The 13,501-nt window shown below is 71.5% G+C and carries 14 protein-coding genes; 4 read left to right on the top strand and 10 right to left on the bottom strand.

Translation table 11 applies throughout. From position 1 onward, the window contains the following. Nucleotides 1-422 precede the first annotated feature (422 nt). Complete coding sequence (locus BMX65_RS28690) at nucleotides 423-833, top strand: polyketide cyclase (RefSeq protein WP_075003306.1); 411 nt, start codon at nucleotides 423-425, stop codon at nucleotides 831-833. A 45-nt stretch (nucleotides 834-878) separates the two neighbouring features. Here the strand turns inward: BMX65_RS28690 and BMX65_RS28695 are convergent, their stop codons facing one another. From BMX65_RS28695 to BMX65_RS28705, 3 genes are all read right to left on the bottom strand, one after another. After that, entirely contained in the window at nucleotides 879-1,484 is a 606-nt protein-coding gene (locus BMX65_RS28695) for a DUF1062 domain-containing protein (protein ID WP_107437606.1), read from the bottom strand. Nucleotides 1,485-1,725: 241 nt separating this feature from the next. Further along, a complete protein-coding gene (locus BMX65_RS28700; protein WP_075003271.1) occupies nucleotides 1,726-1,932 on the bottom strand; it encodes a hypothetical protein in 207 nt (68 codons plus the stop codon). A gap of 237 nt (nucleotides 1,933-2,169) precedes the next feature. Then, nucleotides 2,170-3,000 carry a TetR/AcrR family transcriptional regulator gene (locus tag BMX65_RS28705; protein WP_177214370.1) on the bottom strand — a complete coding sequence of 277 codons (831 nt, stop codon included), beginning with the start codon at nucleotides 2,998-3,000 and terminating at the stop codon, nucleotides 2,170-2,172. Between the two features lie 291 nt (nucleotides 3,001-3,291). Here BMX65_RS28705 and BMX65_RS28710 point away from each other — a divergent pair, with 291 nt between their 5' ends. After that, nucleotides 3,292-4,785, top strand: a complete 1,494-nt coding sequence (locus BMX65_RS28710) for an MFS transporter (RefSeq protein ID WP_079172129.1) — start codon at nucleotides 3,292-3,294, stop codon at nucleotides 4,783-4,785. 7 nt (nucleotides 4,786-4,792) lie between these two features. On the opposite strand, the gene BMX65_RS28715 is transcribed toward BMX65_RS28710, so the two are convergent. The 4 genes from BMX65_RS28715 to mltG form a co-directional block, all read right to left on the bottom strand. Beyond that, on the bottom strand, nucleotides 4,793-5,323 hold the full coding sequence (locus tag BMX65_RS28715) for a hypothetical protein (RefSeq protein WP_075003272.1): 531 nt from the start codon (nucleotides 5,321-5,323) through the stop codon (nucleotides 4,793-4,795). Between the two features lie 428 nt (nucleotides 5,324-5,751). Then, the gene (locus tag BMX65_RS28720) at nucleotides 5,752-5,949 is read right to left on the bottom strand and encodes a hypothetical protein (protein WP_027761532.1); all 198 of its coding nucleotides are present in this window, start codon (nucleotides 5,947-5,949) and stop codon (nucleotides 5,752-5,754) included. Nucleotides 5,950-6,406: 457 nt separating this feature from the next. Then, nucleotides 6,407-8,494: a TerD family protein gene (locus tag BMX65_RS28725; RefSeq protein ID WP_177214371.1), complete on the bottom strand. Its 2,088-nt coding sequence runs from the start codon at nucleotides 8,492-8,494 to the stop codon at nucleotides 6,407-6,409. 248 nt (nucleotides 8,495-8,742) lie between these two features. Continuing rightward, nucleotides 8,743-9,534, bottom strand: a complete 792-nt coding sequence (gene mltG, locus BMX65_RS28730; protein WP_075003274.1) for an endolytic transglycosylase MltG — start codon at nucleotides 9,532-9,534, stop codon at nucleotides 8,743-8,745. A 222-nt stretch (nucleotides 9,535-9,756) separates the two neighbouring features. Here mltG and BMX65_RS28735 point away from each other — a divergent pair, with 222 nt between their 5' ends. Next, a complete protein-coding gene (locus tag BMX65_RS28735; protein WP_075003275.1) occupies nucleotides 9,757-10,419 on the top strand; it encodes a pentapeptide repeat-containing protein in 663 nt (220 codons plus the stop codon). A 36-nt stretch (nucleotides 10,420-10,455) separates the two neighbouring features. Here BMX65_RS28735 and BMX65_RS28740 read toward each other — a convergent pair whose 3' ends face one another. After that, entirely contained in the window at nucleotides 10,456-10,956 is a 501-nt protein-coding gene (locus tag BMX65_RS28740; RefSeq protein WP_075003276.1) for a hypothetical protein, read from the bottom strand. A gap of 304 nt (nucleotides 10,957-11,260) precedes the next feature. Beyond that, the gene (locus BMX65_RS28745) at nucleotides 11,261-11,836 is read right to left on the bottom strand and encodes a TerD family protein (RefSeq protein WP_075003277.1); all 576 of its coding nucleotides are present in this window, start codon (nucleotides 11,834-11,836) and stop codon (nucleotides 11,261-11,263) included. 293 nt (nucleotides 11,837-12,129) lie between these two features. Here BMX65_RS28745 and arfB point away from each other — a divergent pair, with 293 nt between their 5' ends. Next, nucleotides 12,130-12,570 carry an alternative ribosome rescue aminoacyl-tRNA hydrolase ArfB gene (gene arfB, locus BMX65_RS28750; protein ID WP_075003308.1) on the top strand — a complete coding sequence of 147 codons (441 nt, stop codon included), beginning with the start codon at nucleotides 12,130-12,132 and terminating at the stop codon, nucleotides 12,568-12,570. Between the two features lie 29 nt (nucleotides 12,571-12,599). On the opposite strand, the gene BMX65_RS28755 is transcribed toward arfB, so the two are convergent. Beyond that, entirely contained in the window at nucleotides 12,600-13,118 is a 519-nt protein-coding gene (locus BMX65_RS28755) for a flavin reductase family protein (protein ID WP_075003278.1), read from the bottom strand. Nucleotides 13,119-13,501: the final 383 nt, after the last annotated feature.

Below are 13,501 nucleotides of genomic sequence, written 5' to 3' on the forward strand. Positions count from 1 at the left end.
GGGAAGGTCTCTTCTTCCTCGGTGGTCAGGCCCTCGATCGGGATTGCCGTCCCGGCCGGGGGCCGTTGCATGTGTGCGGTCGTCGTGCGGTCGTCGTGCGGTCGTCGTGCGGTTGACGTGCGGTTTCTCGTGCGGCCGCCGTTTCGACGTCGTACGGATGGAGCGGGTGCTCGACTGGAGCCTATGCCAGCGAACGGGCAGGAAAGCGAGCCGAGTTCACTCTCTTCACTCCTGTGGGTTACGGAAGGTTGGTGGGCTTGGCGCGGTGCTTCGCTGGTTTCTTTACGTCTGTGATGTCGCGGAGCACCGGGACGCGGCGGACGGCGACCCGGTTGACGGCGACCCGGAGGACGTGGGACCGGTGCGGGGGAACGGCCGATTCGTTCAAGAGAGAGGCGTGGGCGGAGGGCTACCGTCGTTCCATGAGCAGCGAAGTCACCGCATCACGCCATGTGAGCGTCTACATCGATCGGCCCCTCGGCGAGGTCTATGCCTATGCGTCGAACCCGGTGAATCTGCCCGTGTGGGCCCATGGGCTGGGGGATTCCGTCGAGCAGGGGGACGAGGGGTGGGTCGCGGAGTCGTCGCCGATGGGGCGGGTGGTGGTCGACTTCGCGCCGCGTAATGAGTTGGGCGTGCTGGATCACGATGTGACGTTGCCTTCGGGGCAGACCGTCTACAACCCGGTGCGCGTGATCGTCCATGGCGCGGGGAGCGAGGTGGTGTTCACGTTGCGCCGGCGGCCGGAGATGAGCGATGCCGACTTCGAGCGGGATGCCGACACCGTTGCCGCCGATCTCGTGCGGCTCAAGTCGATCATGGAGTCCGGGTAGGTCCGGCCCGCCGCGGCGGGCCGGACCTACCCGGTAGGGCCTGGTTCAGCGTTTGAACGTGAAGGTGAAGTCGGCGGAGACCTTGCCGCTCAGGCGGACCGTCGAGACGAGGTTCCCCTCGACGATCAGTCGCTCCACCTCGGCCCGCGAGAGGCCGAAGCCGTCAGCGATCAGGCGCACCGGGCGGACGGGTATCCGCGCCGCGAAGCGGACCGAGACTTCGAGCGTCTCGCCTTCCGGCACGGCCGCCGTCTCGTCTGCCGGTGCCCTCTTTCCCGGCACGTCCCCGGTGTCCGGCGATGTCGGTCCGGCGGTCTCCAGTTGCCAGGCGCTGCGCCAGTCGAGGGCGATGCGGTTGCGGCGCCGTACGGTCGGGTCCTGGAGCAGTTCGGCTGCCAGGCCGGGGTCGTTGCCGTGCAGGCGGTCCAGCAGTTCGGGGCGGATGGAGCGGACGTTGGTCCGCTCCAGCACGGTGAGCTTGGTGGTCTCCCCGCAGCCGGTGCACAGGGCGAGGAGCCAGGCGTCGAGGAGCTTGTGGTTCGCGTTGACGCGGAATTTGCCGCTGGTCCGGAAGCGCTCGGAGGCGCAGACATGACAACGGCGGAGGATTTCGGGCAGGCGGGTGGGAACGACCACCCAGGTCGTTTGCACAGCAGTACACCGGTTTCAGTGAGAAGTCCGCAGCGGAAAGCAGCGCGGCGCACAGGCGCGACGCGCGACAGATCAGCACTCGGGGGGTCTCACTTGGTGTACAAGGCCACGTCCTCGGTGAGGCGACAAGGGCGGTAGCACGGTAGCGGCACCCCGGGGTCCCGCTCCACCGCTTTTTCGGGGGAGCGCCCGCAGCTCGGCTGCGGGGCGGCCGGTTCGGCTCCGGCCTGTTGCTACCGCGTCACCGGCGGCCTTCGTAGCGCTGCATCAGTTGGTTGCCGCCGCGCCAGCCGACGGCGGCCGCACCCGCCGCCAGGGGCCAGGACACCACGTCCGGAGCACCGAACAGGGCGGACAGCGCCGCCCCTACGACGCAGAACGCCGTGAGGGCGCCGCCTGCGCGGAGTGCCCAGCGAAGCCGTTCGCGCAGGAAGTTGCGCTCGTCCATGTCGCCCCCCGGCGGTGTGCATGCGGACCGTCGGCGGCGCCCGGTCCGGATTCTCGGCCTCGGGCGGTTGCCGTTGTGTGCGACGCCGTACCCGTCGCGGGCGGGTTCATCCGCGTTCGGCAGCGGAAGCGTCGCGCATTCGAGGAGCTTCCCGCATGCGAGGGGCGTCGCGGCGGCGCGTTGTCGCTCGTCGTGTGCGCGTGTTCTGTGCTGCGGGTGCCGGCTGGGTGCGCGGGGTCAGTCGGTGGTTCGGGGTGCGGTGGGCGGGGCGTGGGGGAGGAGCGCGTCGGCGAAGGCGCGGAGTCCCCGGGGGTAGGTGTCGCGTGCGGCAAGCTCTGGCCACCGGTCGCCGATGGCGGCGAGGCGGGGTACCTGGGTGGCGTCGAGGTCGCTGAAGGAGGCGCCGCGGGGGGCGGGGTGTGTGCCCTCGGCCGGTCGGCGCGCGGAGTGGGCGCGGACGAGGATCTCGCCGACGGTGTAGTACCAGAGGTCGCGGAAGACGTCGACGGCCTGGTCGGGTGTGCAGCCGCAGTCCTCGGCCCCGGCGACGACGGCCTCGACCATCCACAGGGCCGATGCGTCGAGCAGGCCGACGAACCCGTCGGCGGTGAGGATCTCGGCGGCCCAGGGCCAGTCGGCGAGGGCGTCGTGCAGGGCGGTGGCGGCCGCGACGACGCGGTCGCGCGGGTCGTCGGGGAGCTGCGGATGTGCGATCTGGTCGACGTGGTGATTGAGCAGGAGGACGAGGAGTTCGTCCTTGCTCCGGATGTGGTGGTACAGGGTCGTCGCGCCGATGCCGAGTTCGGCGGCCAGGCGGCGGATGGTCAGTTTCTCCCACCCGTCGCGGTCGATGAGCCGGCGGGCCGCCGCCAGGATCTCCGCGCGGGAGGTCAGCCGCGGGCGGCCGGTACGGCCGGTGTGTCCGCTGCGTCCGGTGTCCCCGGCGGGGCCCGTGCGACTGCCGGTGCGACTGCCGGTGCGAGCGGCCCCGTCCTGCGGTTTCGGTGCGAGCGTCTCACGTGCGTCGGACGTCTCACGCGCGTCGGACGTCTCACGCGCATCAGGCATCTCGCGTGTCCCGGGCGACGTGTGTGGGCCGGTCGGCTCGGACGGTTCGGGCGGTCGGGGCATCGCCCCATCATGCCGTCCCGCTTGCCGGGACGAGGGCGGCGCCTCTGCCGTGGACGAGGCCGTCCCGCCCATGCCGCGCCGAGCGCGGCGGCTCGTCGCCGCCTGCGGAGTCTTGCTGCTCCCGGAGCCCTTCGCGTGCGTGGCGGACGGTTCGGTGCTACTTTCGGAACACGTTCGAAAAGTCGAGCCGTCCACCGTGAGCCCCCGCCGGGAACGGAGAAGAATGCGATGACGAAGAGCCCAACCGCCCGCCCCGGACTGACGCTTGCCGCAGTGGCCGTCGTGCAGTTCATGGTGTCGCTGGACCTGTCGGTCGTGAACGTCGGACTCCCGGAGATCGCCGAGGGGCTCGGCTTCGGCGCGGCGGGCCTGACCTGGGTCATCCACGCCTACGCCCTCACCTTCGGCGGGCTGCTCCTCCTGGGCGGCAGGGCCGCCGACCGGTACGGCCGCAAGCGGGTCCTGCTGCTCGGGCTGTGCCTGTTCGGTCTCGCCTCGCTGGCCGGGGGTCTCGCCCAGGCGCCCGGTCACCTCGTCGCCGCCCGGGCCGTGCAGGGTGTCGGGGCCGCCGCGCTGGCACCGGCAGCGCTGGCGGTGCTGGCCGAGACGTTCCCCGAGGGCCGGGCGCGGGTCCGGGCCTTCGGTGTGTGGAGTGCGATGAACGCCGCGGGCGGCGCCATGGGTGTGCTGCTGGGCGGGCTGCTCACCGAGTACGCCGACTGGCGCTGGGTGATGTTCGTGAATGTGCCGATGGCCGCCTGCGCGCTGGCCCTGGCCTGGCGCGGCGTCGCCGACAGCGCGCCGCTCTCCCGCGGCCGTCCGGACGTGCCCGGTGCCGTCCTGGTGACGGCGGGAACGACGCTGCTCGTGTTCGGCATCGTCCGGACCGACCGGTACGCCTGGGGCTCACCGGTCACCCTGGCGACGCTGGCGGCCGCCGTCGTGCTGCTGGCGGTGTTCGTCCACGTCGAGCGGACCACGGCACGCGAACCGTTGGTCCGGCTGGGCCTGTTCGCCAACCGGGCGGTCGCGGGTGCAAACGCCTACAACCTCCTGGTGGGTGCGGCGATGGCGGCGTCCTTCTACTTCGTCTCCCTCTACCTCCAGCAGGTCCTCGGGAACGGTCCGGCGCTGACCGGGGTGATGTTCCTGCCCTTCGCCCTCGCGGTGATCGCCGGGTCGGTGCTCGCCATCGCCCTCGGCTACCGCGTCGCGCCCCGCACCCTGCTGGTCGCCGGCGGGACGCTGACCGCGTCCGGGTTCGCCTGGTTCGGCCTGATCAGCGCCGACGGCGCCTTCGTCACCGATGTCCTGGGGCCGTCGGTCGTCGCCGGTGCCGGCTTCGGAATCTGCCTGGGGCCCGTCGTCTCCACCGCCACCGCTGGGGTGGCTGCGCATGAGGTCGGTACCGCGTCCGGCCTGCTCAACAGTTCCCGGCAGATCGGTGCCTCCCTCGGACTGGCCGTACTGGGCACCGCGGCTCAGCACCGCACCGGCGAGGCCGTCACCCCCGAGGCGCTCGATGCGGGGTACGCGCTCGGCCTGCGCCTCGGCGCAGGGCTGTTGGCCGCCGCGGTCCTCGTCGCGCTTCTCGTCCTGCGCCGGACCGGCCCGCCCGTATGCGCCGAGCCGGGCGAGCGGAGTGAGCGGGCCGAGCGGGGCGAGCGGGCCGAGCGGGGCGAGCCAGGCGACGACCGTGACGCCGTGTCCGTGGTGGACTGAGTCGACGTCAGTTGTACGTCCAGCGCCAGGAACCCGAGCTGGAGGCGCACTTGATGGCCCGGCCGCTCGCGGTGGAGGTGGTGGCGCCGTGGTCGCTGTTGCGGCAGAACTGCCCTGCCGAGTAGCAGTTTCCGGAGCTGGAGACGATCGAGCAGGTGCCCGAGCTGTCCTGGCCGCTGTTGCTGTCGCTGCTGCTGTTGCCGCCGGTTCCGCCGTTTCCGTCGTTTCCGTCGTCGGCCGCTTTCGCGGCTGCGGTCGTGGTGACGGTCACCGTGGGGCGGGGTTTCGCCTTGGCCTTGACGGTCTCGGTGACCGTGGGCGCGGGGTCGGGTGTTGCCGTCCGGGTCGCGGTGACAGTCGTCGCGGGCTTCGCCTCGTCGCCGACCGGCTGCTGTCCGTCCTCGCCGGTGGCACCGATGCCCACACCTGCGACGAAGAGGGCCACTCCTCCGACCCATACGAGAACCCGCTTGTGGAGCGGGCGGGTGTCGGGCGGGCGGGGAGCCGGAGGTATGGGAGCGGTGTACGGATTGGTCATCTCGTCCCCCAAGGGTGTTTCGGGTGGAGTGACCGTAGTGCTCTGCGGTGCACCCTGTGGAGAACTTGGGTGAGAGGTGGCCATTCTGTGACCAGTTCTCGGACTGAGGCTGGATCGGTGCGGAGGTTTTCGCGTTCGACGTGGGGTGTGTTGGGTGCGCGGGAGGCGTGGGGCATGTGGGGTCGGACATCCGAGGTCCGCCGTTCGGCCTCGGGGCTTTCGGCAACAGGGGGAGGAGCGGGAGGGCTCCTCCCCCGTGCGGATGCGTTGCGTGCGCTGCGCGTGCGGTGCCCGGCAACGCCGGAGTGAGGTGCCTGCGGCCTGACATGGCTGCCCGGCCCGGCCTGGATGCCGACCGCAGTGGGGCCGGCCCGAGGGACGCGTGGTGCGGAGTGGCGTCTCCCGAGGGCGAGGTCAGGGGGAGCGGGTCAGGCCGCGGTGGCCAGGTGGAGGGTCAGTGCCGGGGGGATTTCCCAGCCGACCGGTGCGTCGTTGCCGCTGCCGGCGCCCCGCTCCTCCTCCTTGCCCTTCTTCTGCAAGGTGTTCAGCAGTTGGGTCGTGGCGGCGAGAAAGGCGCCGAGACCGCCGAAGAATGTGCCGAGGGCTTCCATGAGATCGAGATACATCGCGCTCGCCTTACCGCACACGGGCCGGGCGTGCACTCTGCGATTCACAACGAAAGGAAGACTGCTCCTCGCGCGGAGAAGCTGGAGGATCCGGCCTCTCCAGCAGCTTCTCGCCGGTCACGGTGTACGCCGATCCGGGAGGGATCTGCGGCGTTCCAGCATGTCTCTCGATAGGGCACGGAATTCCTCCTCTCGCTTCTTTCCGCAATGTGTATGACGGGCCCTCACCATAGCGGTCCCGCCCCCGTCCGGTACAGGATGTATCTGACTCGGCGCTGTCATTCGGCCACTCCTCGTGCCCCCGGAAGGACGGGTGCGGCACGTCCACCGGAGGGCCGCACGGCGGGCGGCCGGCGGATGCACGCGGTTCGGGCGGGGGCCGTGCGGCCGGGTCGGCCGGCCGCCTTCACGGCCTGATTCCGTCGGTCCCCGCTGCCCTGCGGGGACCGACAGGGGGTCAGGGCTGGTCGAGGTGCACCACCACGCTCGTGTAGAAGCGGTGCACCGCGTTGTCGACGCTGCGGATGAAGCCGGATTCGGCGTTGCCCCGGCTGTTCCCCATGCTTTTGAACAACGACAGCCGGAAACCGGTGACCCCGGTGTCGCCCTTCGGGAGCATGTCCGCCGGTTCCGGCCGCAGCCGCTCCAGCGTGCCCCGCGGGCCGCCTGCCCCGCCTTCCAGCAGCGTCTCGACGTGGAGGTCCGCCGGGGCCTCGGCCAGCCGGCGAAGCAGGCGCTTCGCCCTGCTGAGCGGGTAGCCCTGCTCGGGGGCCGGAATCTCGATGGAGGTGCGCAGCTTGCCCGTGCGCAGGTCCGCGTTGAGCGCCAGGATTCCGGGCGCCCCGTCGATCCGGAACTCCGCCTGGAGCCGCCCCTCGCGGCAGAGCCCGTCGGCCAGGCGGTTGCGGCGTGCGGCGGGGTCGGCACCGCGCTTGGCCCGGTGGACGGGCAGCACCTTCTGCCCGAGTTCGCCGCCGAGGCTGAGGCACAGTTGGCGGACGAGCCGCTCCCAGCTCTCGACCACGTCCAGCGCGCGCGGATCGCCCTCGCACAGGGTTTCGTCGTTGATCCCGTTGCGTACGGGCACCCAGGCCGCGCCCATGTTCTGGAAGCCGTGGCAGCCGGAGTTCTCGTGCTGCAGGTAGTGCAGCAGTTCCTGAAGCAGCCAGGCGTGTGCCCTGTCCCCGACGCCCTCGTGCCGGATCAGCATCTGCGCCTGGTAGGTGACTTCGGCCCAGGACAGGTGCCGGAGGGCCACGCGGTGCTTGCGCCGCCCGTCGATCTTGACGTCGACGAGCGGGCTGCCCTCCAGCGCGACATCGTTGGACACCGTGATCACTGCCTCGTAGCCGCGGCGCGCGGCGATGTCCATGTACGCCTGCACCTGGTCGGGTTTGAGGGCGCTTCCGTTGGTCTTGGTCTCGACGAGGGCGGTCCACAGCTTGCCGGCCCGCTCGACGCGGATCACCCCGTCCGGGCGGCGCGGTGTCTCGCCGTGCGGGAGGACGACCTCGGTGTAGGTCTCCATGCGCCCGGCGGGCGCCCCGAACGCGGCCGTGAGTCTCCTGCCGAACTCCGGCACCTGGGCCATCACCGACAGCAGCACCGAGGTGGCCCGCACCTCGCGGTCCCGGTCGCTCTTGAGCGTCGGGACCGGTACCAGCCGGGACGGCCGCCAGGACTCGTTCTCCGCCAGTGCCTTCCGGTCCGCCCGGGGCAGGGTGACCTTCTTCTTCGCGGTGCGGGGGCGGGTCGTAAGGACGGCAGGCGGGACGGTGCCGCCGGGCGCGCGCGGCGGCGGTACCCGGCTGGGCGCCGTCCGCGGATCCGGACCGCCGGCCTGCGCAGCTCCGTCCCCGGTCTCCTTCCCGGTCTCCTTCCCGGTCCCGGTCCCGGTCCTGGTCCCGCTTGCGTTCGCGCTGCTGTGCGCGTCCGCGGCGGCCTGCCCGGCCGGGGCGTTCCGGGCGGTGTCCCGCTCGTCGTCGGGCGTCCCCTCGCCGTCCTCGGCGTCGTCCTCGATGTCGACGCCGAAGTCCGTGGCCAGTCCGGCCAGTCCGCTGTCGTACCCCTGGCCGACAGCCCGGAACTTCCACTCTCCGCCGCGCCGGTACAGCTCGCCGAAGATGATCGCGCTGACCGTGTCGGCGTCCTCGACGGCGAAGCGGAGGAGGCGCTCGCCGGTCCCGTCGGCCAGCGTGACCTCGACGTCCGCCAACTCCCCGAAGTTCCGGCCGCCGTAGCGGCTCGCGGCGACGACGATGCGGGCGACTCCGGGCGGGACGGCGGTCAGGTCGAAGCTGATGCGATCCTCGTCCCCGTTCTCCGTCGGTGTCTTGCCCAGAAGCTGCACACTGCCGTCGGCCGCCGCGGGGTTGTTGTAGAAGTAGAAGTCGCCGTCTCCGCGCACCTTGCCGTTCGCGGCCAGCAGCAGGACGGACACGTCCGCGTCGCCGTCCCCGGCCGGGCTGACCCAGCTCAGGCCGACGAGCACCGAGCCGACATGGGAGCTCAGAGAGCTGAGCCCTACGTTCGTCCCCTTGGCCATCTCGCGCACAAAAGCCCCCCATCTCCCGTGCGGGGCACACAGCTCTCCCGCACGGACCACCTGTCGCCCACTCGATGTGACGTACGACACACCAGGAAAATCGTAGTACTCACGTCCGGTGCCTGCGAGGTTCGTGGGAAATCGGCAGCGGCCATTCGTCGCCGGTCCGGTCCGGGCCCCGGTCCGGGCCCCGGTCTCAGTCCTGGTGCTGGTGCTGGTGCTGGTGCTGGTGCCGAGTGGCGTCCGGCTCAGGCGCCGCCGGCCTGTTCGGTGTTGAACTCCTCCACCCACTTCTCGTGCTGCGCGTAGTCGTCCGTGAAGCGGGTGTCGCCCGGTTTCACGGTGACGAAGTAGAGCCAGTCGCCGGAGGTGGGGTGCTGGGCGGCTTCGAGGGCTTCGGGGCCGGGGTTGTTGATGGGGGAGGGAGGCAGGCCCTTGTGGCGGTAGGTGTTGTAGGGGGAGTCGAGACGGGTGTCGGCGTGACTGGTGTTGAGGGTGGAGCGGCCGAGGGCGTAGTTGATGGTCGAGTCCATCTGCAGCGGCATGTCGCGCTTGAGGCGGTTGTCTATGACACGGGCGACCTTTGCCATGTCCTCCGGGCTGTCGGCCTCCGCCTGGACCAGGCTGGCGATGACGAGGGTGTCGTAGTCGCCCACGCCCGCCGCCGCGTGCCGTTCCTTCGCCGTCTCGGCCATGAAGGTGAGCAGCGCGGTCGGTGTCGTCTTGGCGCGCACCGGATAGGTGGCGGGGTAGAGGTACCCCTCGGGGTTGTGCTTCGCCGCGGCGGGGAGGGGGAGCTCGCCCGCGCGGGCGGCGCGCTGGGCGGCCTTCCGCGTGGTGCCCTCGGGCACGGACAGCGCCTTGTCTGCCGCCGCGTACACCTGGGTGGCGCGCCACCCCTCGGGAACGACGAACGGTTTCGACGCCCGATCCCGTTGGTACTGCCGGATCAGCACCACGGCGGCCGCGGTCACGGCCAGGGCGCACAGCAGGGCCACCGCGATGAGCCATCGCTTCCGGTTCCCGGTCCTGGTGGTCATGGGAAGAACGCTAGGCCAGTGCGCCGGACGGCGGGGCCCGGATGCCGGTTAATGGGACCAGGGCCACTTTCCGTGCGGGTCCCGTGCAGCCGGTCCAGGGGTGCGGGTGCGTCGCCGACCCGCTGCCGCCGACCCGCCGTCGCCGATCTGCGGTCGCCGACCCGCCGCGGCTGACCCCCGTCGGCGCCGTCGTTGTCAGTGGTCGGCCGCACCATGAGAGGTATGGCGACATCGGCAGTACGGGCGGCGCGGCGCCCGCAGATCTCCCTGCCCGAGCTACGGCCCTTCGAGGGGCAGGAGCTGGAGCCGGACGGGGACTACGACGGGGTGCGGTTCGAGGAACTGGATCTGAGCGGGACCGAGGGCGGCGGTGCGACGTTCCTGGACGTGGGGATGTACCGGTGCGTGCTGGACGAGGCCCGGCTGGGGCGGCTCCGGGTGATCGACTCGGTGCTGGAAGCGGTCCGGGGCGTGGGTACGGAGCTGGCGGGTGCCGAGTTCCGTGACGTGGAGCTGCGGGATGCGCGGCTGGGTGGTGTCCGGCTGCACGGGGCGCGGTGGAACCGGGTGCTGGTGTCCGGGGGGAAGATCGATTTCCTGAATCTCCGGCAGGCGTCGCTCACCGACGTGACGTTCGAGGGCTGCGTGCTGGACGAGCCGGACTTCGCGGGCGCGGCGCTGGAGCGGGTGGCCTTCCGCGACTGCGCGGTGCGCCGGGCCGAGCTGCGCGAGGTGCGGCTCAAGGACGTGGACCTGCGGGGAGCGACCGAGCTGGACATCGCCTCGGGCGTGGACCGGCTGGCCGGCGCCACCATCAACCCGGGGCAGTTGATGGAGCTGGCCCCCGCGTTCGCGGCGCAGATCGGAGTGCGGGTGGAGCCCTGAGGCCGCGGCGGCGGAGCCCGGCGCCCGGGCACGGAGTCAGGGCACCCGGGGGAAGCGGGAGGTCAGGACGTGGACGGCCGGATTGGCGGCCAGGTCCTCGTGCAGGTCCGAGAGGTCCGCGACGAGGTCGTGCAGGAAGTCGCGGGCCTCCCGGCGCAGGGCGCCGTGGGAGAAGGAGAGCGGTTCCTCCCCGTCCGGGGTCCAGTCGGCGGTGATCTCCACCCAGCCGAACCGGCGGGTGAAGCGCAGCAGTTCCGCGGACTCGGTGAAGTCCAGGGCGGCGTGGTGCGGACCCGGGGAGCGGCTCCCCAGCGGGTCGCGGTCCAGCTCTTCGACGATGTCGCAGAGCGCCCAGGCGAAGTCGAGCACCGGCACCCATCCCCAGGCTGTGGACAGTTCGCGGTCGGTGTCGGTGTCGGCGAGGTAGATGTCGCCGCAGAACAGATCATGCCGCAGGGTCCGCACGTCGGCGGTGCGGTAGTCCGTCTGGGGCGGGTCGGGGAAGCGGCGGGAGAGGGCGTAGCCGATGTCGAGCACGGCGCGATGGTGTCACGCCCGCCGGGCTCCCGGCGCCGCGCGGTTCCGTTCGGCGCCACTCGGTTCCGGTCGGGCGGTACCGGTCGGCTGCTGTGCGGCTGCTGTGCGGCCGCTTTGCGGCCGGGGCGCGGGCGGGCGGTGACGCTCCCGTGCTCGGGGAGCGCCACCGCCGAAGCCCGGCCGGTGTCTGCCAGGCGGGCCCGAGGTCCGCGGGGCCCGTGTCCGGCGGACCGTGTCCGGCGCGTCGGAGGTCCGACGTGCCGGAGGTCCGACGCGCCGGACGGCGGTCGGCGGTTCGCCGGTCTCAGACGTTGACGCCGAAGTCCTGGGCGATGCCGACGAGGCCGGAGGCGTAGCCCTGGCCGACCGCGCGGAACTTCCACTCCGCGCCGTTGCGGTACAGCTCGCCGAAGACCATGGCGGTCTCGGTGGCGGCGTCCTCGCTCAGGTCGTAGCGGGCGATCTCGGTGCCGCCGGTCTGGTTGACGATCCGGATGAAGGCGTTCCGCACCTGGCCGAAGTTCTGGCTGCGGCTCTCCGCGTCGTAGATCGAGACCGGGAAGACGATCTTGTCGATCTCGGCGGGCAGCGCGGCCAGGTTGACGTTGATCTGCTCGTCGTCGCCCTCGCCCTCACCGGTGACGTTGTCACCGGTGTGCACGATCGACTGGTCCGGCGTCGCCTTGTTGTTGAAGAAGATGAAGTGCTGGTCGGAGTAGACCTTGCCCTCGGCGGTCACCGCGATGGCGCTCGCGTCGAGGTCGAAGTCCGTACCGGTGGTGGTGCGCACGTCCCAGCCGAGGCCGACCGTGACGGCGCTCAGGCCCGGTGCCTCCTTGGTGAGCGAGACGTTGCCGCCCTTGGACAGGCTTACAGCCATGGGGTGCCCTTCTGTCGTGTCTGGCTCTGGTGGTGACTCCGAGGGAATCACCGGCGCCGGAACGGAACCTCACCGGGGTCCGCGGCCGCACGCCTCACACTCTGCACAACGCAGCCGGAGGACGGGCGGGTTCCAGCTTTCCCGGCCCACTTTGCGTTCTTTACCTTCGCGGTGGCGCCCTGCCGGTCCTTCGCGGTGGCGCCCGCGGGCACCGAGCGGTGCCCGGACCGGTCGCGGCGCGGGTGTCCGGAAAACCGGAAAAGCGGATGACGACCGCGCCCGGAGGCCGGACCATGGAGAGCATGTCCGGTCCCCATGTCATCCGCGGCGACGTCGCCCTGCCCGAGGCCGAGCTGACGTGGCGCTTCACCCGCTCGTCGGGGCCGGGCGGCCAGCATGTGAACACCAGCGACAGCCAGGCGGAGCTGCGCTTCGACCTGGCCGCCACCCAGGCGCTGCCCGAGGTGTGGAAGCGCCGTGCGCTGGAGCGGCTCGCGAACCGGCTGGTGGACGGTGCGGTGCTGGTCGTGCGGGCGAGCGAGCACCGTTCGCAGTGGCGCAACCGGGAGACGGCGGCCGTGCGGATGACGGCGCTGCTCGCGGAGGCCACGGCGCCCCCGCCCCCGCCGCGGCGGAAGAAGAAGACGCCCCGCGGGATCAATGAGCGCAGGTTGCGCCAGAAGAAGCAGCGCAGCGATCTGAAGCGGGGCCGGGCGGGCCGCGGCTGGGACTGACGGCGGCCTCGGGGCCGCGGGCCCGCGGGTCAGCGCAGGGACCGGTACCGCCCGCTGTGGTACAGCAGCGGCCCGCTCTCCCCGTGGGTGAGCCGCGTGGCCAGGACGCGCCCGATGACCAGGGTGTGGTCGCCCGCGGTGACCCGCTGCTCGGTGCGGCACTCGACGGCCGCCAGCGCGCCGTCGACCAGGGGGGCGCCGCTGACGGAGCCGCGGGTGTGGGGGAGCTCCTGGAAGAGGAGCCGGTCGCTGAGCCGCGCCTTCATTGCGAAGCGACCGGCGGTCTGGTGCTGGGCCTCCGTGAGCAGGGAGACGGCCCAGTGGTTCTGGCGGGAGAGCAGCTCGTCCATCCGGGAGTCCTCGCGCACGCTGACCAGCACCAGGGGCGGGTCGAGCGAGACGGACAGGAACGCGGTGGCGGTCATGCCGACGTCCTCACCGCGCACGCCCTCCTCGGGGTCGTGTGCGGTGACGAGCACCACCCCGGCCGCGAGCCGGGCCATCGCCGCGCGGAATTCCTCGTCGCTCACCCCATCAGCATGGGGCATGGCGGGGCCCGGGGGTACGGGGGTCGTTTGCTGCTGCACTGCGTGGGACACGTCGGCTACGCTAACGGGCGCTCTCCCGACCCCGCATCGGACTCGGGGACCAGGTGGGTACTAGGACCGGCCGGGGCCGTCCGGAGTATGCGGGGAATTTGCACGAGATGTACGCGGCGTATACCGCTGTCCCGCGGGGGTACACGTTGCGCAATCAACTAATCGCGGACTGTTGTGACTTGAGTCACAGAGGGCATTAATTGTTGACCCTGTGTACCGAGTGAACAGCTCGCTGTGATTCAGTGGCGGTGGCAGCCGAAAGACAGCCGAAGCACTGAGTCAGTGAGACCCGGAAGCGACGCCACGAGCACCTGGAGTGGACGAGCAAGGCT

It is taken from the genome of Streptomyces qinglanensis, from assembly GCF_900111245.1.
Taxonomy (GTDB): Bacteria; Actinomycetota; Actinomycetes; order Streptomycetales; family Streptomycetaceae; genus Streptomyces; species Streptomyces qinglanensis.

What these genes read in the sequence shown, in the direction of transcription:
- BMX65_RS28690 (WP_075003306.1), top strand. Translation starts at nt 423, where the DNA reads ATGAGCAGCGAAGTCACCGCATCACGCCATGTGAGCGTCTACATCGAT.
- BMX65_RS28700 (WP_075003271.1), bottom strand. Translation starts at nt 1,932, where the DNA reads ATGGACGAGCGCAACTTCCTGCGCGAACGGCTTCGCTGGGCACTCCGC.
- BMX65_RS28705 (WP_177214370.1), bottom strand. Translation starts at nt 3,000, where the DNA reads ATGCCTGATGCGCGTGAGACGTCCGACGCGCGTGAGACGTCCGACGCA.
- BMX65_RS28710 (WP_079172129.1), top strand. Translation starts at nt 3,292, where the DNA reads ATGACGAAGAGCCCAACCGCCCGCCCCGGACTGACGCTTGCCGCAGTG.
- BMX65_RS28715 (WP_075003272.1), bottom strand. Translation starts at nt 5,323, where the DNA reads ATGACCAATCCGTACACCGCTCCCATACCTCCGGCTCCCCGCCCGCCC.
- BMX65_RS28720 (WP_027761532.1), bottom strand. Translation starts at nt 5,949, where the DNA reads ATGTATCTCGATCTCATGGAAGCCCTCGGCACATTCTTCGGCGGTCTC.
- BMX65_RS28725 (WP_177214371.1), bottom strand. Translation starts at nt 8,494, where the DNA reads ATGGCCAAGGGGACGAACGTAGGGCTCAGCTCTCTGAGCTCCCATGTC.
- mltG (WP_075003274.1), bottom strand. Translation starts at nt 9,534, where the DNA reads ATGACCACCAGGACCGGGAACCGGAAGCGATGGCTCATCGCGGTGGCC.
- BMX65_RS28735 (WP_075003275.1), top strand. Translation starts at nt 9,757, where the DNA reads ATGGCGACATCGGCAGTACGGGCGGCGCGGCGCCCGCAGATCTCCCTG.
- BMX65_RS28745 (WP_075003277.1), bottom strand. Translation starts at nt 11,836, where the DNA reads ATGGCTGTAAGCCTGTCCAAGGGCGGCAACGTCTCGCTCACCAAGGAG.
- arfB (WP_075003308.1), top strand. Translation starts at nt 12,130, where the DNA reads ATGGAGAGCATGTCCGGTCCCCATGTCATCCGCGGCGACGTCGCCCTG.
- BMX65_RS28755 (WP_075003278.1), bottom strand. Translation starts at nt 13,118, where the DNA reads ATGCCCCATGCTGATGGGGTGAGCGACGAGGAATTCCGCGCGGCGATG.